Source organism: Pedobacter antarcticus, assembly GCF_900112985.1.
GTDB classification, from domain to species: Bacteria; Bacteroidota; Bacteroidia; order Sphingobacteriales; family Sphingobacteriaceae; genus Pedobacter; species Pedobacter antarcticus.
This window is the reverse complement of the sequence record NZ_FONS01000004.1, coordinates 101,846-122,448: the sequence shown is the minus strand read 5'-3', so window position 1 is coordinate 122,448 and position 20,603 is coordinate 101,846. Positions and strand designations below refer to the sequence as shown.

Genomic DNA, 20,603 nt, shown 5'->3' with positions numbered 1-20,603 from the left:
TGTTTGGTTTGTGTTTATAGGAATTGAGTTTAATCTGGTCAAGACATAGTTTCCCCTGTCCCTTAAAAAAGCAGGGAAAATGGCATTTAAGCCTTAGGCATTCCGGTAAATAGTGGCTTAATTATAAGTCGAGCGTACGGGCAATCGAAGAGGCTATCTTCGCGGTACTCTTACGGCTAATCTGTTTGATCTTTTCTGCAGATTCCAGCTTCATCGAAGTGAAAAATTGGTTGCCGGTCAGCACTTCTTTCTGGTCCTGATCATATAACGTATAGCTGACAATATGAAAAACTGTTCGCATTGGCTGTTCCTGCCTTTTCAGATAATGCTGATTAATAACCAACAGATATTTTGCATTTTCTTTGTTTAGTGCTTCTTTATAGGTATCCACAGGGATTTTCGAAAGACTTGAATTGCAGTTCTCCCCTTCCCCGTGAAATTCGATTTTATCTGCCAGTTTTTCAGAGGTAGACTGACTATTCTCTGTAATAAATTTACAAGCACTTTTCGGCAACGCTTCCGCAATGTTCTTTGCGATAATTGTGTTAAATTTCCTAACGACGCTATCCACATTTATTCCGGTTTCCTCGGCTATACTCGCATCGTAATAATAATTAGACCTGATATTATCATTTAATCCTACTATCAGAATCTGCACTTCACCTTTTTTTGCAGGCAACTTCTCTTCTGCGAAGGTGAAAAATGTGATGAAGGTCAACGCTAACAGGAATATGAACAATTTAATGTCTTTCATGGCTTATTTATTTAAGGGCGAAAGTACAAGGGCAATATTATTTACAGATTAAATACAAATCAAATTGTACCACCGGTTCATCTAAAAAACAGGGGATCAACAGAATTTTTAAATTGAATGTAAAGTCTGGATAAACAAATCTTACATCCGAATACCACGGTTCTTTTTCTGGAACTCTCACCAGCCTTTTGTATTTTTAGAAAAATATCACACCATTTCAAAAATTGAAAAATCTCCAAGTCGTAGCCGCCATTATTATATATCAGGGTAAAATTCTATGTGTGCAACGTGGCAGACACGAATTTGATTATCTGAGTGATAAATTTGAATTCCCTGGTGGTAAAGTTGAGTCCGGTGAAACCGGCGAAGAAGCACTAATAAGAGAAATTAAAGAAGAATTATCAATGGATATCCGCATAGATTCTCTTTTTTGCACGGTAGAGCATCAATATCCAGACTTCTTCATTGAACTTAACTGCTTTATATGCCGCGTGAGCTCATACCGGCATACCCTTCATGTCCATCAGCAATCTGCTTGGATGGATCCAGGCCTGCTCGCAGAATTAGACTGGGCAGAAGCAGATTTGCCAGCCGTTTACCAGCTCATCGTGGAAAAACCTTTCTAAAGCCGGCGTCACCTTAATTGAAATGGAAGTCGTGTTTAACGGCCAAAAAAACGTTTAAAAAGATTTTCCTTTATCCCTGCATATAGTCCATCACTATCTATTCTCAAAGGATAAATATCAATATAGTCTCCTTGTCCCTCCGCACCTCGTCCGTTCTCCAGGTTATAACCATACCGGTGTAAGGGGCAGATAAGCATTCCTTTTTTACACCAACCGCCGCTTAATTGCCCCCCGGCGTGCGGGCAGCTTCTCTGGGTTAAATACAATTTTCCTTCATGACGGATTAAACATAGCTTTTTACCCGCAACTGCTACGGGCACTATAAATTCTTCATCACGAGGAATTTCAATTTCAAGTTTATGCCAACGCAGGGTTCTCATATTAGCTAAAGTACATTTTTTGACATTCAAACTGCTTAGCGTTTGAAAAATTCCTGTTTGCCGTGTATATTTTAATTAACTTTGCATCTTTCTTATGGCACACAATATTCCCGCAGACGGCACATTACTTCCATTAATGGAAGAATTCTACACAATTCAGGGTGAAGGTTATAACACAGGTAAAGCTGCATACTTTATTCGTTTAGGAGGCTGTGATGTGGGCTGTCACTGGTGTGATGTTAAAGAAAGCTGGGACGCAGAACTACATCCGCTCACCTCTTCAGATGATATTGTCGCTAAAGCGGAAACCTTCCCTGGAAAAGCAGTAGTCATTACCGGCGGAGAACCTTTGATCTATAATCTTGATTATCTAACTGCCAAACTCAAGGAGAAAAACATTCTTACGTTTATTGAAACCTCCGGAGCCTATCCACTTTCAGGACATTGGGACTGGATATGCCTCTCTCCAAAGAAATTTAAAGCGCCAAGACCAGATATTACACCTTTCGCAAACGAACTTAAAGTTATTGTATTTAATAAGAGTGACTTTGAATGGGCTGAGAAATACGCTGAAACTGTTTCACCTGGCTGCAAACTTTATTTGCAACCAGAATGGTCAAAGGCACAGGAAATAACGCCACTGATTGTAGAATATGTAATGGCAAATCCAAAATGGGAAATTTCGCTTCAGACACATAAGTACCTGAATATCCCATAATATAACTTTCAAAGTTGTACAAAAAAAAGCCCGGTCTGGAGGCAGACCGGGCTGAAATACAGTGCATTATTAAAAATTTACTGCTTTCCGGATTCTGATCAATTTGACCAGTAAGTCTTCCAATAAGTCAATCTGCAACATATTAGCACCATCAGATTTAGCATTTGCCGGGTCGGGATGTGTTTCAATAAATAAACCATCTGCTCCTACAGCAATAGCTGCCTTACTAATAGTTTCTATCAATTGTGGTTTTCCACCCGTTACACCGGTACTCTGATTAGGCTGCTGTAAGGAATGAGTAACATCCATTACTACAGGAACATCAAAAGACTTCATCTCGGGAATACCACGATAATCGACAATCAGATCCTGATACCCGAACGTATTACCTCTATCTGTAAGTATTACCTTATTATTACCTTCGGAAACAATCTTCTCTACCGCAAATTTCATTGAACCTGCTGATAAGAACTGTCCTTTTTTCACATTAACAACTTTTCCTGTTTTGGCAGCAGCGATAAGTAAATCAGTCTGACGGCAAAGAAAAGCGGGAATTTGTAACACATCTACATAAGCTGCAGCCATTGCGGCCTCTTGACTTTCGTGAATATCGGTAACAGTGGGCACACCAAAAGTCTTCCCTACTTTTTCAAGAATCTTTAGTGCTTTTTCATCTCCAATTCCTGTAAAAGAATCGCCTTTGGAACGATTAGCTTTACGATAGGAGCCTTTAAAAATATATGGAATTTCCAGCTTATCTGTTATCTGAACGATTTTCTCTGCAATTCTGAGTGCCATTTCTTCACTTTCGATCGCACATGGACCTGCCATTAAAAAGAAATTATCAGATGCTGTATGTTTTAACTGTGGTATATCGAAATTGATCATTAGTTTTAGTTTCCTAGTTCTGACATGAACTTAATTCTCATTAATTGTATTTCTTCGCGGGTATAATCAGTTTCCCCTAAATCTTTCAGGGCCGCGTCTATAGAGTCATTTTCCGCAGCACGGAAATAATCAAAGACTTCATCCTGACGGTCATCATCCAATATCTCATCAACAAAATAATTCAGGTTTAGTTTAGTTCCTGAATTCACAATTGCTTCAATTTCCTTCAGGATTTCATCGTAAGTGATCCCTTTAGATCTGGCAATATCTTCAAGCCCAATCTGCCTGTCCACATTTTGTATAATAGAAACCTTCAGCTGTGATTTATTCGCCTGTGTTTTGATAATTAAATCAATTGGACGTTCAATATCATTATCAGCCACATATTTTTTAATTAACTCCAGAAATGGTGCACCAAATTTCATTGCTTTTCCATTTCCCACTCCGGAAATTTGTTTCAATTCGTCGGGGGCAATTGGATAGTGCGTACACATTTCTTCCAATGAAGGATCCTGAAATACTACAAACGGAGGTACATTTTTCTGCTTTGCAATTTTCTTGCGAAGATCTTTCAGCAGTTGTAAAAGTTGTATGTCTAAAGTACCTGTTCCATGTTTTACATCATCCTCATCGTCATCCGGTGAACTCTCAATAGGTTCATTAAGGATAAATTTAATATTATAAGGAGATTCGATAAATTCTCTGCCTGATTTAGTCAGCTTCAGTAAACCATAATTATCGATATCCTTCGAAAGAAAATTATTCAGAACAGCCTGTCTGATTACAGACTTCCAGACATTTTCTCCTTCAGATTTTCCCCATCCAAATTCCTTCAGTTTGTTGTGTTCGTAGGCTATCGTTTGAGCAGTCTCCTGCCCCATCAAAACATTCAGAATATGAGCATCATCGAACTTTTCCCCCATCTGTCCGATCATCGTAAGAACAGTTTTAAGTTGTTCTTCTGCCTCGAATAGTTTTTTTGGTTTTTTGCAATTATCGCACATGCAGTTACAACCGGTCTCATTGAAGTTTTCTCCAAAATAATGGAGAATCTGCTTCCTGCGACAAACACCGGATTCAGCGTAATCGATTACTTCTTTAAGGATTTGCGTTCCGATTTCTCTTTCTGCCACAGGTTTATCCTTCATGAATTTAGCAAGCTTGTCCACATCTTTTTGTGCGTAAAATGCAATACAAATCCCCTCGCCTCCATCTCTGCCTGCGCGACCAGTTTCCTGATAATATCCCTCCATACTTTTTGGGATGTCGTGGTGCATTACAAACCGAACATCTGGCTTATCAATCCCCATTCCAAATGCAATTGTAGCAACAATGACTTCTGCATCTTCCATTAGAAATTTATCCTGTGTGTCTGCTCTCACCTTTGGTTCCAGTCCGGCATGATAAGGTAATGCCTTTATTCCATTCAGATTCAGTGCCTCAGCCACTTCTTCAACCTTTTTACGGCTCAAGCAATATATAATTCCTGATTTACCAGTGTTATATTTAATGTAGCGGATAATTTCTTTAATTACATCCCTTTTAGGACGTACTTCGTAAAAGAGGTTTGGTCTGTTAAAAGAAGATTTGAAAAGAGTGGCATCTGACATCTGCAGATTCTTGATAATGTCTTGCTGTACCTTGGGTGTAGCTGTTGCAGTTAATGCAATAATCGGGATATCTGGTCCCAGGCCGCTGATCACCTGGCGTATTCTCCGGTATTCCGGACGAAAATCATGTCCCCATTCCGAAATACAATGGGCTTCATCTACCGCAACAAAAGATATTTTGATGAGCTTCAGGAATTCGATATTATCTGCTTTAGATAAAGATTCCGGCGCTACATATAGTAATTTCGTCTGACCATTCAGTAAATCACTTTTAACTTGAGCAATTTCCGACTTATTCAGGGAAGAATTCAAAAAGTGAGCAATACTATCACTCCCTCCGAATGCTCTCAGCTGATCCACCTGGTTCTTCATCAGCGCAATTAGCGGTGATATCACGATCGCAGTACCTTCACTCATTAATGCCGGTAGTTGATAACATATGGATTTCCCACCACCTGTCGGCATAATCACAAAGGTATTTTTGCGCTCAAGAACATTGGTAATAATTGATTCCTGATCGCCTTTAAAATTGTCAAAACCAAAAAAGGTTTGCAGGTTGTCAAACAACGACTTTTTCACGTCCATTTTGTGTATAAAATATTCAGTGCTATTTTTGATTCAAAATAACATAATTTTGCATCAACTAATGCATTATTGTACTAAATAATTCTCTTTGAAAAGTAAAAAATCAATTATCAGTGCGGCGATCAACACTTTACAGATGGAAGCCCAGGCAATCCTTGGACTTATCGACTACATAAATGAAGATTTTACCACGATAGTATCCAGAATTATAGCCTGTGAAGGCCGAGTAATCGTAACTGGAATTGGGAAAAGCGCAATCATCGCGCAAAAAATCGTTGCTACTTTCAATTCTACGGGTACGCCTTCGAGTTTTATGCACGCGTCTGATGCAGTGCATGGAGACCTTGGAATGATCCGTCAGGAGGATATCGTTATCTGTATTTCCAAGAGTGGAAATACCCCCGAAATTAAGGTCCTGATACCCCTTCTGAAGCACGCAGGCAATCTCCTGATTGGCATGGTTGGTCAATTAGAATCGGAACTGGCTTTACAAGCCGATTTCATTCTCAATACGACGATTGAAAAAGAGGCCTGTCCTAATAACCTTGCGCCTACAACAAGCACGACTGCTCAACTTGCTTTGGGTGACGCTTTGGCAATTAGCCTACTGATAGCCAGAGACTTCAATGCAGATGATTTTGCAAAATATCATCCTGGTGGATCTTTGGGTAAACGTTTATTCTTAAAAGCTGGTGATCTCTCTTCAAAAAACGCAAAACCCACTGTATCACCTAATTCCGCAGTAAAGGATGTAATCATAACAATTAGTAAAAACCGTTTAGGTGCAGCTGTTGTTGTTCGAGATGAACAGATCATCGGAATAATCACAGATGGAGACATTCGGAGAATGTTAGAAAAGTATACTGATCTTACGAATCTGACTGCAAAAGATATCATGAATTCATCTCCAAAAACAGTGGATAAAAACACCCTGGCTGTACAAGCATTCGAACTGATCCGTTCAACTAATATTACTCAATTATTAGTTACCGAAAACAATAGCTATTTTGGTATCTTACATTTGCACGACCTTCTGCATGAAGGATTACTCTAAACGATGTCTAATCACAATATGAACTCAAACAATTACGCATTAATAATGGCTGGCGGAGTCGGAAGCCGCTTCTGGCCTGTAAGTAGAATTGAACATCCAAAGCAATTCATTGATTTTTTTGGAGTAGGAAAAACGCTTATCCAAAGTACTTACGAACGATTTCTTAAAATTTGTCCGCCTGAAAATATTTTTGTTGTAACTAATGAGATCTATATAGATAAAGTTAAGGAACAACTACCCGAATTAAAATCAAATCAGATTCTGGCAGAACCGATTATGCGTAACACCGCACCTTGTGTGGCTTATGGTTCTATGAAAATTGCAGAACTTAATCCAAATGCAACCATTGTTGTTGCTCCTTCTGATCATACGATTTCAAATCTGGATGCTTTTATAGCTGCAATTAATCAATCACTTGATGCAGCCAGGGAAAATGAATGTCTGATCACTCTGGGTATAAAACCAAGCCGCCCGGACACCGGATATGGCTACATACAGTACGTCGAACAGACTCTGGAGAAGGATCCTGAAATTCATAAAGTTAAAATATTCACAGAAAAACCGAATATAGAACTAGCAAGATCTTTTGTGCAAAGCGGTGATTTTCTTTGGAACGCCGGTATTTTTATCTGGTCTGCCAAAGCAATTAATAATGCATTCAGCAAACATCTGCCGGAAATGTACGAGATTTTCCACCTTGGCGCATCGGCGTATAATACGCCAGATGAAAAGAACTTTATCGGAAACGCTTATTTACAGTGCACCAATATTTCAATAGATTTTGGAATCATGGAAAAGGCAGACAATGTTTATGTATTACCTGCAGACTTTGGCTGGTCCGACCTTGGAACATGGGCGTCAATTTACGATATGGCTGAGAAAGATTATGTCGGTAATGCCGTTATCCCATCAGAACAGGTAATGATGTTTAACTCTTCCAATTGCATGGTCAATGTCCCTGAGGATAAACTGGTTATCCTGCAGGGTTTACATGATTATATTGTTGTGGAGGCGAATAACACATTATTAATCTGCCCTAGAACAGAGGAGCAAAGTGTTAAACAGATTGTCGCAGACGTTAAGTCTGTATTTGGACAGAAATTTATCTAAGCATTAACACGCTGTCTGATAGCTTCATAAAGTATAACTCCAGTCGAAACAGATACATTTAGCGAACCAATCTCACCGAACATTGGGATCTTCGCTAAATGATTCGCCATGCGCATAATTTCATTAGATATTCCTTCATCTTCTGCACCCATTACAATTGCAGTTGGCGCAGTATAGTCCGGCGCATAAATCAGATCGTTAGTTTTTTCCGTACAGGCGACGATTTGTAATCCGCACTCTTGAAGATATAGCGCAACTTTATGTAAGTTCTGATGACGGCAAACAGGGATTGTAAATAAAGCTCCCGCGGATGTCTTAATAGCATCGGCATTGATTTGAGCAGAATTTTTAGCTGGTACCACTATAGCGTGCACACCCGTACATGCCGCAGTTCTGGCAATTGCCCCCATATTCCGGACATCAGTAATTCCATCAAGAATAAGAATTAGCGGTACTTCACCCTTTTCATAAATTAACGGAATAATATCCTCAATCTTTTGAAAGGTAATAGCTGAAATCACAGCTATTACACCCTGGTGATTTTTAAGGGTCATTCGGTTCAGTTTCTCAACCGGAACATTATGAACCGGGATATCAGTGTTCTTTAACAAGCCTTTAAGCTCTGGGATAATCTCCCCTGTCAATCCCCGCTGCATATATATACTTTCGATATCCTTACCGGCTTTAATTGCCTCTATAACTGCGCGGATACCAAATACAAATTCGTTATTTTCTTTAGGTCTTGACGACCTTTTAAAGTTTTCCATTGAGCTTATTTTACGTACAAAAATAGCTGAAATAATCAGATTTGCCCTCATGGTTAATCAATTATCGGTTCAAGCATCCTATAATCAGAAACTCAACGCGGATTAAAACAGTTTGAAACATCAAATTTTCGATTCCAAAATCTGTATCAAATTCCAGATAAAAAAATTATAAACTGATAAATAATGTTTAAAAACAATTCCGTAAGGCCTGCAATTTTTATCTATTTTTGTATCTATGAATACGGATAACGGAACACAGGGCCAAGATAGGCAGAGCTATAGCTCTACCCGTAAAAACAGGCTTGGCGCACCCATGAATACTCTGGGAAAAATACCTCCACAGGCGATTGATTTGGAAGAGGCGGTTCTCGGGGCTCTGATGCTAGAGAAAGATGCCTTATCTACCGTAATTGATATTCTTAAGCCTGAAGTTTTTTATCAGGAATCTCATAAAAAAATATTTGAAGCAATTGCTTTACTGTTTCAGAAATCTAAACCTGTCGATATTCTGACAGTGACTTCTGAACTGCGAACACTTGGCACGCTAGAAATGGTAGGTGGCGCTTATTATATAACCAATCTCACCAATCGCGTTGCTTCTGCTGCAAATATTGAATACCATGCCAGAATCATTTCTCAGAAATATATTCAGCGTGAGCTGATCCGTATTTCTACTGAAATTATACAAAATGCCTATGAAGATACAACAGATATCTTCGATCTGCTGGATACTGCAGAAAAAGGCCTATTTGATATTGCACAGAATAATCTTCGACGGGACACTCAGAAAATGGACGAGATTATTAAACAATCTCTTGCTACGTTAGAAGAACTACGGACAAAATCTGACGGTTTAACTGGCGTACCTTCCGGGTTTACAGCTTTAGACAGAATTACTGGTGGGTGGCAGCCTTCAGATTTAGTTATCATCGCAGCACGTCCCGCCATGGGTAAGACCGCTTTTGTATTAACGTGTGCAAGAAATGCATCTGTCGATTTCAAAAGACCAGTTGTTGTTTTCTCTTTAGAGATGTCATCAGTTCAGTTGGTTAATCGTCTGATCTCAGGTGAAACTGAAATTGAACAGGAAAAAATACGGAAAGGTAATCTCGCTGAATGGGAATGGCAGCAATTACACAGCAAAATTGGCACCTTAACCGAGGCTCCGCTGCTGATTGATGATACACCTGCACTGAACATTTTCGAATTCAGAGCTAAATGCAGAAGACTCAAATCTCAATACGACATACAAATGATCATCATTGACTATTTACAGTTAATGCATGGTAAAGGCGAAGGACAGAGTGGTGGTGGAAATAGAGAGCAGGAAATTGGTAGTATTTCGAGAGCATTGAAATCCGTAGCAAAAGAGTTGAACATTCCTGTTTTAGCGCTATCTCAGTTAAGTCGTGCAGTCGAGTCCAGACCAGGTGTAAATGGTAAAAGGCCATTACTATCCGATTTGAGGGAATCCGGTTCCATTGAGCAGGATGCAGATATGGTGTTATTCCTATACCGTCCGGAATATTACGGTATTACAGAAGATGAAAGTGGAAGATCACAGGCAGGCGTCGGAGAAGTAATTATAGCAAAACACAGGAATGGTGAAACGGGAATTGTACCGCTTAGATTCATTGGTAAATACGTGAAATTTACCGATCTAGAGGAAGATTTCATGCCTCCTAATTCATTCTCAATGGATCCTGCTGCTGGAATGATGCCTTCTGCAGACTTTGACAGACCTTCGGGAAATGTGATCATCAAACCTTCAAGAATGGATGATTTTAATGACGAAGATGCACCTTTTTAAGGTTTAAATCTATTATGAAAAGCCTGCTTGTAACAAAACAAGCAGGCTTTTCAATTTTAAACGGTTAAATCAGATAACCAAGTAGGACACCGGCAAGTATGATAAAGGGCGGACTGATTCTGGTGAAATTCAGAATCAGAAAAGTTATGATCACCAGAGTGATTGACAATATATCAAACCCAATAGGCTGAAATAACAGAAAAAATGCAGCAATAATAAAACCAACGCTAACTGCATTTATGCCAGATAATGAACGCTTGATTCTCGTTATTTTTTTGAGATCTTCCCAGAAAGGAACAATAAAAAGCACCAGAATCAAACCTGGCAGATTAATACCAAATACCCCTATAAAACCACCCGCAATCTGACCGTAAATTCCATATCCGAAATTCTTCATACTCAGCGTACCTAGGTAACTTGTAAAACTAAACGTAGGTCCGGGTAGCACCTGCTGCAATGCAAATCCCGAAAGAAATCCAGAAGACGTCAAGTAGTGCTTCATCTGCACAAATTCTGTAAACATCAACGGCACCAGCACCTGCCCCCCTCCGAATATAAGAATCCCGTTCCTGTAGAAATTCTCAAATAACCTAACCGGTAGGCTAAAAGGCGAAGTTCTGTTTATTATAGCACCCAATAACGCCAGGAATAATAATAATCCAAGAAAGTAACCCAGCTTCTTTGGATTGATATTAGAAAGCAGTTTAGTTCTGATCGCGCTTTCTTCCCCATGGGTCTCCAGCGCAGAAGAGATCATTCCACCCACTAATATAGCTAAGGGGAAGACATATGCATTTCGCAAGACAAGGGTCACTATAGCAGCGGCGATAGCTAAAAACACAGAGATCTGATTGACAAGCACCTTTCTGGAAAGATGATAAGCTCCAAAAGCGACAATGCCCAATGCTATCGGCTGAATGTATTTGAGTATAATTATAAACTTTTCCTTCTGGTCAAACTGGGCGAAATATATCCCCGCCAGCGTCATCACGGCAGCAGAGGGAATAATCCAGATTAAGAAGGTCAGTAAGGCCAGTTTTAACCCACCAACCTTATAAGCAATACCTACCAGCGTCTGTGTAGATGCCGGACCCGGCAGTATTTGAGCCAGCGCATTTAGTTCCAGTAATTCTTCCTCAGTTACAAAAGGTGTTTGCTTTACAAAATATTTAAGCAATAAAGAGATATGCGCCTGTGCTCCTCCAAAAGCTGAAAAAGTAAAGAGCAGTACATCTTTAATAAAAAGTAGTTTTCGACTTGCTTTCATTGGGGTTAATCATCTTCGTAATCCAAACCCGCCGCAGAATTATACGCTCCCTGCAGCTCAGAAAACGCGTGCCGGTCGCCTTTATCTCTTGCCGCTTTCATCCCCGCCTGATAAATTTCGACCGCCCGCTCCTGCTGACCTACCTGCTGATATAATTTACCCAGATGATAGTATGTTCCTACGTAATCAGGATGTTCCGCAACAAGTTTCAGATAGTAGTGAAAAGCATTGTCAGTATCTTTTAAACTGTTATATTCTGTAGCGAGTGCATATAATATAAATGGATCTTGAGGTTCGTTTGTTAAAAACGCTAATAACTTGGTTAATCGGGTACTTTGCATTTTAAATCCCTGCTTTTTTAATTAGATTTGCAAAAAGAAATTTCATGAAACTGTTATCATTTCAAGCCAATTTGAACCAATAATAGCTGATCTCAGCTTCATTAATTTAAACAACTTATCATATGAAAATATTAGTTTGTATCAGTCATGTGCCCGACACAACCACAAAAATAACTTTTACTAACGATAATACACAATTCAATACAGCCGGTGTTCAGTATATTGTGAACCCTTATGATGAATTGGCTTTATCGAAAGCTATAGAACTATGCGAAGGCGGAAAAGGCACTGTTACAGTGGTGAATGTTGGCGACAGCTCAACTGACCCGACCATTAGAAAGGCATTAGCCATAGGTGCTGATGATGCCGTAAGAATTAATGCAGTACCTAGAGATGCGTATTTTACAGCATTCCAAATTGCTGAATATGCTAAAACCACTGATTTTGATATGATCCTGACCGGCCGTGAATCTATCGACTATAATGGTGCACAAGTTGCTGCTATGGTAGGTGAATTCCTGGATATCCCATCTATCTCTATTATAAAAAAACTGGATTTTGACGGGTCGTCTGCAGTCCTAGAAAGAGAAATTGAAGGCGGTAAGGAAGTTGTGAATGTTTCCGGTAAATTTGTTGCGAGCTGCGCCGAAGGTGTAGCCGAACCAAAAATACCTAACATGCGCGGTATCATGTCCGCGAGAAGTAAACCATTGGTTGTTATTGAGGCAGCTCCTATAGATGAAGTTGCTAAAATTGTTCAGTTTGAAACTCCGCCTGCACGTGGCGCAGTTAAATTGATTCCAGCAGAAGATGCAGCCAGCCTTATCAGTCTGCTGCATACAGAAGCAAAGGTTATCTAAGAATAGAGAAACTATTATTTAAAACGGGTATCCGGACATTATTTAACTTTTGATAGGTCCATCCTGATTAGAAAATTTTAAGAAAAGAATTATGTCAGTTTTAGTATATGTAGAACAAGTCGAAGGTAAGTTTAAGAAATCTGTTTTTGAAGCAGTATCTTATGCTAAAGCCATTGCAGATCAGACAGGAACAAACCTTACTGCAGTTTCTATTGGCCAGGTTGAACAGGGTCAGTTAGAAGAACTGGGACAGTATGGCGCTTCAAAAGTATTAAACGTTGAGGCCGGAGAGTTAAAGAATTTCGTAAATCAGGCATACGCAGCAGTGATAGCCGAAGCGGCACAAAAAGAAAGTGCAGACATCATCGTTCTTTCTAACTCATTTTCTGGAAAAGGACTTGCGCCACGTATTGCCGTCAAACTTAAGGCGGGCCTAGTTGACGGTGCGGTAGAATTACCAAAGATTGATGGCGGTATTTTCCAGGTAAAAAAGACAGCTTTCTCCGGAAAAGCATTTGCTGTTACTGAACTTACATCGGCAGTTAAGGTCATTGCACTAAACCCTAATGCTTTTGGCATTAAGGATGCACCTGTCAGTGTTGAAGTTGAAAGCTTCAGTCCTGCCCTGCAATCTAAAGATCTGGTTGCTGTTATCAAAGAAATCGTGAGGGCGACCGATAAAGTAACATTACCTGATGCGGAGATCGTTGTTTCTGGCGGAAGAGGCTTAAAAGGCCCTGAAAACTGGGGAATGGTAGAAGAGCTTGCCGGTTTACTCGGTGCTGCCACTGCCTGCTCAAAACCTGTGTCTGACGCCGACTGGAGACCACATTCAGAACATGTAGGACAAACTGGTATTGCTATTAGTCCTAATTTATATATTGCTATCGGTATCTCCGGTGCTATTCAACACCTGGCTGGAGTAAGCTCTTCGAAAGTTATTGTTGTAATTAACAAAGACCCGGAGGCTCCGTTCTTCAAGGTAGCTGATTATGGAATCGTTGGAGATGCCTTCGAAGTCGTTCCTCAACTTATTGAGGCTTTAAAAAAACATCAAGCCTAGTATAAATATTTGGCGGAGTTTTTGACTTCGCCAAATATTCATCATTATGAAAAAAGTAAAACTAGACATTGTTGGCTTATCTTACAGCCAAACCCAGTCAGGAGCATATGCACTTGTACTAGGAGAAGTAAATGGCAGAAGACGTTTACCGATCATTATCGGTGCTTTTGAAGCACAGGCAATCGCCATAGAAATTGAGAAAATGACGCCGAGCCGTCCACTCACTCATGATTTGTTTAAAACATTTGCAAATACATATCATATAGAGATCAAAGAAATTCTGATCTATAATCTGGTTGACGGTGTTTTCTATGCAAAATTAATCTGTACGGACGGACAACGTACCGAGGAGATTGACGCCAGAACATCTGATGCTATTGCGCTCGCAGTCAGATTTAACTCCACAATCTACACTTACGAATTTATCCTTTCATCTGCTGGAATAGTAATTGAAGGTAATGACTTCGTATTTCTTGAAAACATGGATAGCCTTGGGAAAGAACAAGCTATTGAATCCATAGATCCTAAAACCCCTGCAAGTAATTACAGTAATCTCAGTTTAGAGGAATTAAATCAGAAACTTCAGGAAGCTATTGCTGATGAGGCGTATGAAAAAGCTGCACGAATCAGGGATGAAATAAACAAAAGAAATTCATCTCAATAGTATTACAATAAATTTTATACTTACCAATATCACCCCCAACTTTCTTATTTGATTATTTTTTATGGAGCGTTTTCACGGAATACTAGGCATCTTATTTATCTTGGGCCTAGCGTATCTTTTTTCCAATAACAAAAAAAAGATAAACTTCAGACTTGTAGCCAGTGGTTTAACTTTGCAGGTACTGATTGCCGTTCTAATTTTGCGTGTGTCCCCAGTGCAGCACTTCTTCGAATTCCTTGGTAAAGGAATGCAGAAAATCGAACAATTTGCTAAAAAAGGTGTCGACTTTGTATATGGTGGAGTTGCAGTGATTGGCTTTGACGGTCAGCCACATGCTTACGCCGTACCAGAGAGTTTTGTATTTGCATTTAACGTCACCGCAACTATTATTCTGGTTTGCGTACTGGTGGCGGTTTTCTATCATTTCGGAATTATGCAACGCATAGTAGCGGTCATCGCTAAAGGGATGAACTTTGTCATGCGCGTTAGCGGTGCAGAAGCATTAAGTAATGTTGCCAGTGCTTTTGTTGGCCAGGTTGAGGCACAAGTGATGATTAAGCCATACCTCAAAGGCATGACGAAAAGCGAATTACTAGCATCTATGAGTGGTAGCCTTGCATGTATTGCTGGCGGTATTCTAATCGTTTATGCGAATATGGGTGCACAGGCTGGCATGAATCTGGCCCCAAAATTAATTATGGCAAGTTTAATGGCCGCCCCCGGAGCCCTGATTATCTCCAAAATTGTTTATCCAGAAACTGAGGCATCCCAGACTATGGGTAATGTAAAACTCGAAGTTAAAAGTGAATATACCAACCTGATCGATGCGATTTCAAATGGTGCAAGTGAAGGTTTTAAAATCGCTATGAATGTAATAGCCATGTTAATTGGCTTTATTGCGCTAATTGCATTAGTAGATTACACGCTGGTTAATATAGGTCATTTATTTAGTCCGAACTTAAATCTTTCATTAGACTGGATTTTTGGTAAATTGTTTTATCCATTTGCCTGGTCTATGGGAATTCCCAGTGTAGATGTAAATAATGCGGCTACCCTGTTAGGGCAAAAATTAACTGTAAATGAATTTCTGGCTTTCAAAAATCTGACTACAAATGCAGTACCTATAGTAACAGAAAAAGGAGTTTTGATTATCAGCATTGCCATTTGCGGTTTCGCAAATTTCAGCAGTGTGGGTATGCAGATCGGTGGAATTGGAGAATTGGCACCTGAGCGCCGTGGGGATTTAGCGAAATTGGGGTTAAAAGCATTAATGTGCGGTACCCTGGCCTCCTATCTTTCCGCTTGCATTGCAGGAATACTTATGTAAAACATATATGTCCGGAAAATACCGTAAAGAGAAGAACTGCCTAAATTGCGGGCATGACGTTGAGTCGCATTACTGCAGCCAGTGTGGCCAGCCAAATCTAGAATTGAAAGAACCTTTCTGGGGCTTCATAGGCCACAGTGTCGGACACTACTTTCATTTTGATTCCAAATTCTTTCAGACTTTGGTTCCTTTACTTACTCAGCCCGGGCAGGTTACACTAGATTATCTCGCAGGTAAACGGGCGAGATACATCCACCCTGTAAGCCTTTATATTTTTGTATCAATCGTTTATTTTATCATTGTCCCGCATACGCTTAGTGATAATGATAAAGATTACGAAACATCAAAAACTGAAACCGCAGCAACTCTGGACAGTCTTAAAAATGAGCTTGACATTGCTCAGGATAATTCAAATAAGATATCCGGGTATGCAATGCGGCATTTATCAGATGCATTATCCTTATCAGATTTCAGGAAACTAACGTTTTCAGAGCAGCATAAATTTTTGACGAAAATAACATTGGAGCAGGAAAGGAATCCGACCAATGCCAGAAAAAAGTTAATAGAAAAATTCCAAAAGGCACATATAGTTACGCAAGACAGCACTGTTGCTGCTTATAACCTCCGGCAGTCCAAGCTACCTGCTGCCGACCGTGACAACTGGTTCACACACCTGACTAAAGAAAGAGAAGTCAAAATTCTGGAAAAAAAGTCTGACGGACACTGGAGCCTTAAAGAGGAAGTGAAAAAATATCAGCCTAAGCAGTTTTTTCTGCTGATGCCCTTACTTGCGCTTTTCATCATGTGGAACTTTAGAAAAAACAAGGTCTACTATATTGATCACCTCGTTTTCACCATTCATGGTATGACCGCATTCTTTCTTGTTTCTATTGTGACGAGCGTCCTTCAAAGATATATCTTCGGGTTGGACACCTTTATGAGTATGTTCATCAGTTTTCTGCTATTTGCATTTACCATGTGGTATCTCTATAGTGGCTTGAAATTATTTTACAACAGGTCAAAAGCCGTAACTATCAGAAAAACTATGACTTTGGTTATTATGTATTTCATCGCATTTGGTCTCACGCAGATGATGATCGAATCTGCCATAACCTATCTTTTAATATAGTAGACAGAATTAAATAACTACCTTGATCGCTGAACGGCGGATTGCCGAAGACAGTGTAAAAATGCAGGTTTGCAAAACGAATTTCAAACGCTAATTGACGGTTTCATCACTGATCAGGTAGGGATTTCCACAGAATTCTTCCCAACATTACTCGCTAAAGGACTAAGAGATAATATCCTTCAACTTAAAACTGACGATCTGCTTAAAGATGCAGGCACAGGAAATGCACAAATTTCAACCAAAGACAAATTAGTTAGAAGTGACCAGATTCACTGGCTTGACAGAAGCCATGAGAACATAAGCGAACAGCAGTTTTTTATTTTGATGGATAAATTCATCCTCTACCTGAACAGCACGTGTTATACCGGTATAACCGGTTATGAATTTCATTATACACTATATGAAAAAGGCAGTTTCTACAGAACCCATCTTGATCAGTTCAGCAACAACCAAAGTCGAAAATTCAGCATGATTATATATCTGAATGAGAATTGGATACCGGAAGACGGCGGAGAACTCTGTATTCACCATCCCGAAAAAGACCAGCAACTGATCTCTCCTGATAACAGAAAAGGTGTGTTTTTTAAGAGTAATGAATTACCACATGAGGTATTAATAAGTCACAAGTCCAGGATGAGTATTACTGGCTGGCTTAAAGTAACTGCATAAAAAAACCTCCATTTTAAATATGGAGGTTTTTCTGTAAACTATTCAGCTAACTGAATTAATTATCTATTTTCAGGAGCAGTAAATTCACGGTTGGTATGCCCAACATAAATCTGACGCGGACGACCGATCGGCTCTCTGTTTTCATGCATTTCTTTCCATTGTGCAATCCAACCCGGAAGACGGCCCAATGCAAAAAGAACAGTAAACATATCCGTAGGGAAGCCCAGGGCTCTATAAATTATTCCCGAATAAAAATCAACATTAGGGTACAATTTACGCTCTACAAAATATGGATCACTTAATGCAGCCTCTTCCAGTTTCTTTGCAATTTCCAGAACAGGATCATTAATACCTAATTTTTCCAGGATATCATCACATGCTTTTTTGATAATTTTCGCACGTGGATCAAAGTTTTTATAAACTCTGTGACCGAAGCCCATCATACGGAAAGGATCATTTTTATCTTTTGCTTTATTAATCCATTTTTCGGTATCTCCCCCATCCTCTTTGATTCGCTCCAGCATTTCTATTACTGCCTGGTTTGCGCCACCATGAAGTGGCCCCCATAAAGCAGCAATACCAGCCGATACTGACGCATATAAATTACAGTCAGAAGAACCAACCATTCTTACCGTAGATGCAGAGCAATTTTGCTCGTGATCTGCATGAAGAATTAATAAAGTGTTCATTGCTTTAACTACAACCGGATCAATCTCAACTTCTTCAGTACGCTGACCGAAAGTCATATTCAGGTAGTTGCTAACATAGTCATATTTGTTTTTAGGATAAATCAGTGGATGACCTAAAGACTTTTTATAAATGAATGAGACTATAGTTGGAAATTTCGCCAGTAATTTGATCATAGTCTGATCCATTGTTTCCGGTGAAGAATTAGCTTGAAGAGATTCGGGATAAAAAGTAGAAAGAGAGCATACCAAAGATGCTAACTGCGCCATCGGGTGAGATTTGGAAGGATATCCATCCAAAAACTTTTTCATGTCCTCATGAATGAGGGTGTGTTTGGTGATATTAGCCTGAAAACCCTCAAGTTGCGAAATAGTAGGCAGATCACCGTAAATTAGTAAGTAAGCAACTTCAAGGAAAGTAGATTTTTCCGCAAGTTCTTCAATATCGTATCCTCTGTATTTTAATATTCCTTTTTCTCCATCTAAAAAGGTAATTGCACTTTTAGTAGAACCGGTGTTTTTGTAGCCGAAGTCAAGAGTAATGTGTCCTGTTAGTTCCCTCAGTTTAGAGATGTCTATAGATTTCTCACCTTCTGTTCCCGTAATAACCGGAAACTCGTACACTTTTCCGTCAATCTTAATTTCTGCAATATCTGACATATCTTATAGTTTATAAATAACAAAAATAATATTTAAAATAAAAATAGCTCTTAAATAATGGTGACAAAACTGTTATATAATTATTAACAGCACGTCATTAAAAAGTAAGAATCGAGCTTTTAATTCTTGGGTTTAATTTCTTTAAGAACTGATCCGCATTCCAGCATACTATCGCCATAATAAGGGTTTCTGATTTTCTTCTCTGAAGAGATCCAGTCTCCACCATTGCCGTTGTTCGCCATTGGACAATGCTGCACATATAAGAACCCGGATTTAAGGTCTGCGTGTTCGAACAATGCAATGATATCAGAGCTTAAAGCAGTGAATTCTTTACGCTGAATTTTGATGTCGGTAGTGTTACCTATCTTATCTGCAATCAGTGCAGTATTCTCACAGCCCTCGAAACTATTTAAAGCTGTGGACAATTCTTTAGCGGCACCCTGAGCTTCTGTTTCTTTACCACTGACCAGAGTATTTTTCAAGATCAGATAGTTTTTAAGAATATTTTCGATTCTGGGCTCACTAAATTGGATCTCGTTATTTACTGCTAAGGTATCGGCAGCAACAACAGTAGTATCCTCTTGTGCATTTTTTGAATGCTCTGAGGAATTACATGCCATAAATACTGATAACACAGCAACTCCAATATATCTTTTCATCATTCTTATATATTTATTTGTCGTTTTTAAGCTCTGCAAAACTGTTACCTACCTGAAAGAATTTAAATGAATAAATCACTTTCAAGATGAACAGTTGAAGTTTAATTTATCAATTTCGTGTTTTGCTCAAAATACTATTTTAATTTCAAATACTTAAAAAACGACAGGATAAATGGCTGTTATAATTAAAATATTGCAATTATTTGAGATGCGGGCAAAACCCGATGAATAGTTTTTCCGGTGTAAATAAGTAGAAAGATATATAAATTAAAAAACACGGTCTGAAATTGACCGTGTTTTTTAATTTATATACTTCGATTGACCTTTTCAGCACATTACAGTTTGAACCCGTATGCAAGACGTAAAGCTATCTGCCCGCTGTTGTTACCTAAATAACGTAAAGCATCGCCTTTTCCTGCATTTTCATATTTAAGTCCAAGATCCAGGCCACTGCTCCATGAATAACCAATTGTTGGTGCATATAAAAATGTAGTTTTAGAGTCTTTTGAAACACCAAATGCTGCTCCAACCTCACCCATTGCATAAACACCTGATCCAGATGGATCAAGGAAATACTTTAAGCCTGTTTTCAAAGGAATATAAGCGTAATCAGGTACATCTCCACCCAGGATATATGGTGCGTCTTTAGCAAAGAAATGAGTATAACCTGTAGCTACAGGAATTGATAATTGTTTAGTGGCATTAAATTGTAACCGAACATCAGCGCCGGCAGCAAAATTATAATGTTTGCTTGTCGGCACACCAACATTTGCTCCTATACCTAATTTTTGAGCATTTGCCTGAGTAGAAAGTAAAATTGTTACTGCAGCCGCTGCAGTCGCAAATAATTTAGTAGATTTTTTCATTTGAGTATTCTTTTAACTGGTGTATTATTGTTTTACTGATGGAAACTTACATTGGTAAAACAACCGTTTTAAAACATGCGCTATCCATACGATAGATACCCAATAATTAC

General features: G+C 39.2%; 21 protein-coding genes. 11 read left to right on the top strand and 10 right to left on the bottom strand.

Going from position 1 to position 20,603, the window contains the following annotated elements; genetic code table 11:
- Positions 1-121: 121 nt before the first annotated feature.
- Entirely contained in the window at positions 122-754 is a 633-nt protein-coding gene (locus BM192_RS10335; protein WP_051759789.1) for a hypothetical protein, read from the bottom strand.
- A 224-nt stretch (positions 755-978) separates the two neighbouring features.
- Here BM192_RS10335 and BM192_RS10330 point away from each other — a divergent pair, with 224 nt between their 5' ends.
- Positions 979-1,380, top strand: a complete 402-nt coding sequence (locus BM192_RS10330) for a (deoxy)nucleoside triphosphate pyrophosphohydrolase (RefSeq protein ID WP_037439905.1) — start codon at positions 979-981, stop codon at positions 1,378-1,380.
- Positions 1,381-1,415: 35 nt separating this feature from the next.
- Here BM192_RS10330 and BM192_RS10325 read toward each other — a convergent pair whose 3' ends face one another.
- On the bottom strand, positions 1,416-1,760 hold the full coding sequence (locus tag BM192_RS10325; RefSeq protein WP_037439903.1) for a Rieske (2Fe-2S) protein: 345 nt from the start codon (positions 1,758-1,760) through the stop codon (positions 1,416-1,418).
- A 94-nt stretch (positions 1,761-1,854) separates the two neighbouring features.
- Between BM192_RS10325 and BM192_RS10320 the strand changes: the two genes are divergently transcribed.
- Positions 1,855-2,478: a 7-carboxy-7-deazaguanine synthase QueE gene (locus BM192_RS10320; protein WP_037439901.1), complete on the top strand. Its 624-nt coding sequence runs from the start codon at positions 1,855-1,857 to the stop codon at positions 2,476-2,478.
- A 69-nt stretch (positions 2,479-2,547) separates the two neighbouring features.
- Here BM192_RS10320 and kdsA read toward each other — a convergent pair whose 3' ends face one another.
- Positions 2,548-3,366 (bottom strand): 3-deoxy-8-phosphooctulonate synthase, encoded by an 819-nt coding sequence (kdsA, locus tag BM192_RS10315; RefSeq protein WP_037439899.1) that lies wholly within the window; start codon positions 3,364-3,366, stop codon positions 2,548-2,550.
- Positions 3,367-3,371: 5 nt separating this feature from the next.
- The gene (recQ, locus tag BM192_RS10310) at positions 3,372-5,561 is read right to left on the bottom strand and encodes a DNA helicase RecQ (protein WP_074588040.1); all 2,190 of its coding nucleotides are present in this window, start codon (positions 5,559-5,561) and stop codon (positions 3,372-3,374) included.
- Positions 5,562-5,649: 88 nt separating this feature from the next.
- On the opposite strand from recQ, the gene BM192_RS10305 reads away from it, so the two are divergent.
- Entirely contained in the window at positions 5,650-6,615 is a 966-nt protein-coding gene (locus tag BM192_RS10305; RefSeq protein ID WP_037439897.1) for a KpsF/GutQ family sugar-phosphate isomerase, read from the top strand.
- A gap of 18 nt (positions 6,616-6,633) precedes the next feature.
- A complete protein-coding gene (locus BM192_RS10300; RefSeq protein ID WP_037439935.1) occupies positions 6,634-7,725 on the top strand; it encodes a mannose-1-phosphate guanylyltransferase in 1,092 nt (363 codons plus the stop codon).
- Here the strand turns inward: BM192_RS10300 and rlmB are convergent.
- The gene (gene rlmB / locus BM192_RS10295; protein WP_037439933.1) at positions 7,722-8,492 is read right to left on the bottom strand and encodes a 23S rRNA (guanosine(2251)-2'-O)-methyltransferase RlmB; all 771 of its coding nucleotides are present in this window, start codon (positions 8,490-8,492) and stop codon (positions 7,722-7,724) included. The two genes, BM192_RS10300 and rlmB, sit on opposite strands and share 4 nt — an antisense overlap.
- A gap of 235 nt (positions 8,493-8,727) precedes the next feature.
- On the opposite strand from rlmB, the gene dnaB reads away from it, so the two are divergent.
- Positions 8,728-10,302: a replicative DNA helicase gene (gene dnaB, locus BM192_RS10290; protein WP_037439895.1), complete on the top strand. Its 1,575-nt coding sequence runs from the start codon at positions 8,728-8,730 to the stop codon at positions 10,300-10,302.
- A 64-nt stretch (positions 10,303-10,366) separates the two neighbouring features.
- Here dnaB and chrA read toward each other — a convergent pair whose 3' ends face one another.
- The gene (chrA, locus tag BM192_RS10285; RefSeq protein WP_037439893.1) at positions 10,367-11,569 is read right to left on the bottom strand and encodes a chromate efflux transporter; all 1,203 of its coding nucleotides are present in this window, start codon (positions 11,567-11,569) and stop codon (positions 10,367-10,369) included.
- 5 nt (positions 11,570-11,574) lie between these two features.
- A complete protein-coding gene (locus BM192_RS10280; RefSeq protein WP_037439891.1) occupies positions 11,575-11,910 on the bottom strand; it encodes a tetratricopeptide repeat protein in 336 nt (111 codons plus the stop codon).
- 122 nt (positions 11,911-12,032) lie between these two features.
- Between BM192_RS10280 and BM192_RS10275 the strand changes: the two genes are divergently transcribed.
- The 6 genes from BM192_RS10275 (at position 12,033) to BM192_RS10250 (ending at position 17,622) form a co-directional block, all read left to right on the top strand.
- On the top strand, positions 12,033-12,770 hold the full coding sequence (locus BM192_RS10275) for an electron transfer flavoprotein subunit beta/FixA family protein (RefSeq protein WP_037439889.1): 738 nt from the start codon (positions 12,033-12,035) through the stop codon (positions 12,768-12,770).
- A 91-nt stretch (positions 12,771-12,861) separates the two neighbouring features.
- The gene (locus BM192_RS10270) at positions 12,862-13,833 is read left to right on the top strand and encodes an electron transfer flavoprotein subunit alpha/FixB family protein (RefSeq protein WP_037439887.1); all 972 of its coding nucleotides are present in this window, start codon (positions 12,862-12,864) and stop codon (positions 13,831-13,833) included.
- A gap of 46 nt (positions 13,834-13,879) precedes the next feature.
- Positions 13,880-14,497 carry a bifunctional nuclease family protein gene (locus BM192_RS10265; protein ID WP_037439885.1) on the top strand — a complete coding sequence of 206 codons (618 nt, stop codon included), beginning with the start codon at positions 13,880-13,882 and terminating at the stop codon, positions 14,495-14,497.
- Between the two features lie 61 nt (positions 14,498-14,558).
- Entirely contained in the window at positions 14,559-15,824 is a 1,266-nt protein-coding gene (locus tag BM192_RS10260; RefSeq protein WP_037439883.1) for a NupC/NupG family nucleoside CNT transporter, read from the top strand.
- Between the two features lie 7 nt (positions 15,825-15,831).
- Positions 15,832-16,953: a DUF3667 domain-containing protein gene (locus BM192_RS10255; RefSeq protein WP_037439881.1), complete on the top strand. Its 1,122-nt coding sequence runs from the start codon at positions 15,832-15,834 to the stop codon at positions 16,951-16,953.
- 69 nt (positions 16,954-17,022) lie between these two features.
- Positions 17,023-17,622, top strand: a complete 600-nt coding sequence (locus BM192_RS10250; protein WP_037439879.1) for a 2OG-Fe(II) oxygenase — start codon at positions 17,023-17,025, stop codon at positions 17,620-17,622.
- Between the two features lie 59 nt (positions 17,623-17,681).
- Here BM192_RS10250 and BM192_RS10245 read toward each other — a convergent pair whose 3' ends face one another.
- The 3 genes from BM192_RS10245 to BM192_RS10235 all read right to left on the bottom strand — a co-directional run bounded on the left by BM192_RS10245 (position 17,682) and on the right by BM192_RS10235 (position 20,493).
- Positions 17,682-18,968 (bottom strand): citrate synthase, encoded by a 1,287-nt coding sequence (locus BM192_RS10245; protein WP_037439877.1) that lies wholly within the window; start codon positions 18,966-18,968, stop codon positions 17,682-17,684.
- Between the two features lie 119 nt (positions 18,969-19,087).
- Positions 19,088-19,630: a DUF3347 domain-containing protein gene (locus BM192_RS10240; protein WP_051759787.1), complete on the bottom strand. Its 543-nt coding sequence runs from the start codon at positions 19,628-19,630 to the stop codon at positions 19,088-19,090.
- Positions 19,631-19,962: 332 nt separating this feature from the next.
- Positions 19,963-20,493 (bottom strand): hypothetical protein, encoded by a 531-nt coding sequence (locus BM192_RS10235; protein WP_037443269.1) that lies wholly within the window; start codon positions 20,491-20,493, stop codon positions 19,963-19,965.
- Positions 20,494-20,603 lie beyond the last annotated feature (110 nt).

What these genes read in the sequence shown, in the direction of transcription:
- BM192_RS10265 (WP_037439885.1), top strand. Translation starts at nt 13,880, where the DNA reads ATGAAAAAAGTAAAACTAGACATTGTTGGCTTATCTTACAGCCAAACC.
- BM192_RS10235 (WP_037443269.1), bottom strand. Translation starts at nt 20,493, where the DNA reads ATGAAAAAATCTACTAAATTATTTGCGACTGCAGCGGCTGCAGTAACA.
- BM192_RS10320 (WP_037439901.1), top strand. Translation starts at nt 1,855, where the DNA reads ATGGCACACAATATTCCCGCAGACGGCACATTACTTCCATTAATGGAA.
- BM192_RS10280 (WP_037439891.1), bottom strand. Translation starts at nt 11,910, where the DNA reads ATGCAAAGTACCCGATTAACCAAGTTATTAGCGTTTTTAACAAACGAA.
- dnaB (WP_037439895.1), top strand. Translation starts at nt 8,728, where the DNA reads ATGAATACGGATAACGGAACACAGGGCCAAGATAGGCAGAGCTATAGC.
- rlmB (WP_037439933.1), bottom strand. Translation starts at nt 8,492, where the DNA reads ATGGAAAACTTTAAAAGGTCGTCAAGACCTAAAGAAAATAACGAATTT.
- BM192_RS10275 (WP_037439889.1), top strand. Translation starts at nt 12,033, where the DNA reads ATGAAAATATTAGTTTGTATCAGTCATGTGCCCGACACAACCACAAAA.
- BM192_RS10260 (WP_037439883.1), top strand. Translation starts at nt 14,559, where the DNA reads ATGGAGCGTTTTCACGGAATACTAGGCATCTTATTTATCTTGGGCCTA.
- BM192_RS10270 (WP_037439887.1), top strand. Translation starts at nt 12,862, where the DNA reads ATGTCAGTTTTAGTATATGTAGAACAAGTCGAAGGTAAGTTTAAGAAA.
- kdsA (WP_037439899.1), bottom strand. Translation starts at nt 3,366, where the DNA reads ATGATCAATTTCGATATACCACAGTTAAAACATACAGCATCTGATAAT.
- BM192_RS10255 (WP_037439881.1), top strand. Translation starts at nt 15,832, where the DNA reads ATGTCCGGAAAATACCGTAAAGAGAAGAACTGCCTAAATTGCGGGCAT.
- chrA (WP_037439893.1), bottom strand. Translation starts at nt 11,569, where the DNA reads ATGAAAGCAAGTCGAAAACTACTTTTTATTAAAGATGTACTGCTCTTT.
- BM192_RS10335 (WP_051759789.1), bottom strand. Translation starts at nt 754, where the DNA reads ATGAAAGACATTAAATTGTTCATATTCCTGTTAGCGTTGACCTTCATC.
- BM192_RS10240 (WP_051759787.1), bottom strand. Translation starts at nt 19,630, where the DNA reads ATGATGAAAAGATATATTGGAGTTGCTGTGTTATCAGTATTTATGGCA.
- BM192_RS10245 (WP_037439877.1), bottom strand. Translation starts at nt 18,968, where the DNA reads ATGTCAGATATTGCAGAAATTAAGATTGACGGAAAAGTGTACGAGTTT.
- recQ (WP_074588040.1), bottom strand. Translation starts at nt 5,561, where the DNA reads ATGGACGTGAAAAAGTCGTTGTTTGACAACCTGCAAACCTTTTTTGGT.
- BM192_RS10325 (WP_037439903.1), bottom strand. Translation starts at nt 1,760, where the DNA reads ATGAGAACCCTGCGTTGGCATAAACTTGAAATTGAAATTCCTCGTGAT.
- BM192_RS10300 (WP_037439935.1), top strand. Translation starts at nt 6,634, where the DNA reads ATGAACTCAAACAATTACGCATTAATAATGGCTGGCGGAGTCGGAAGC.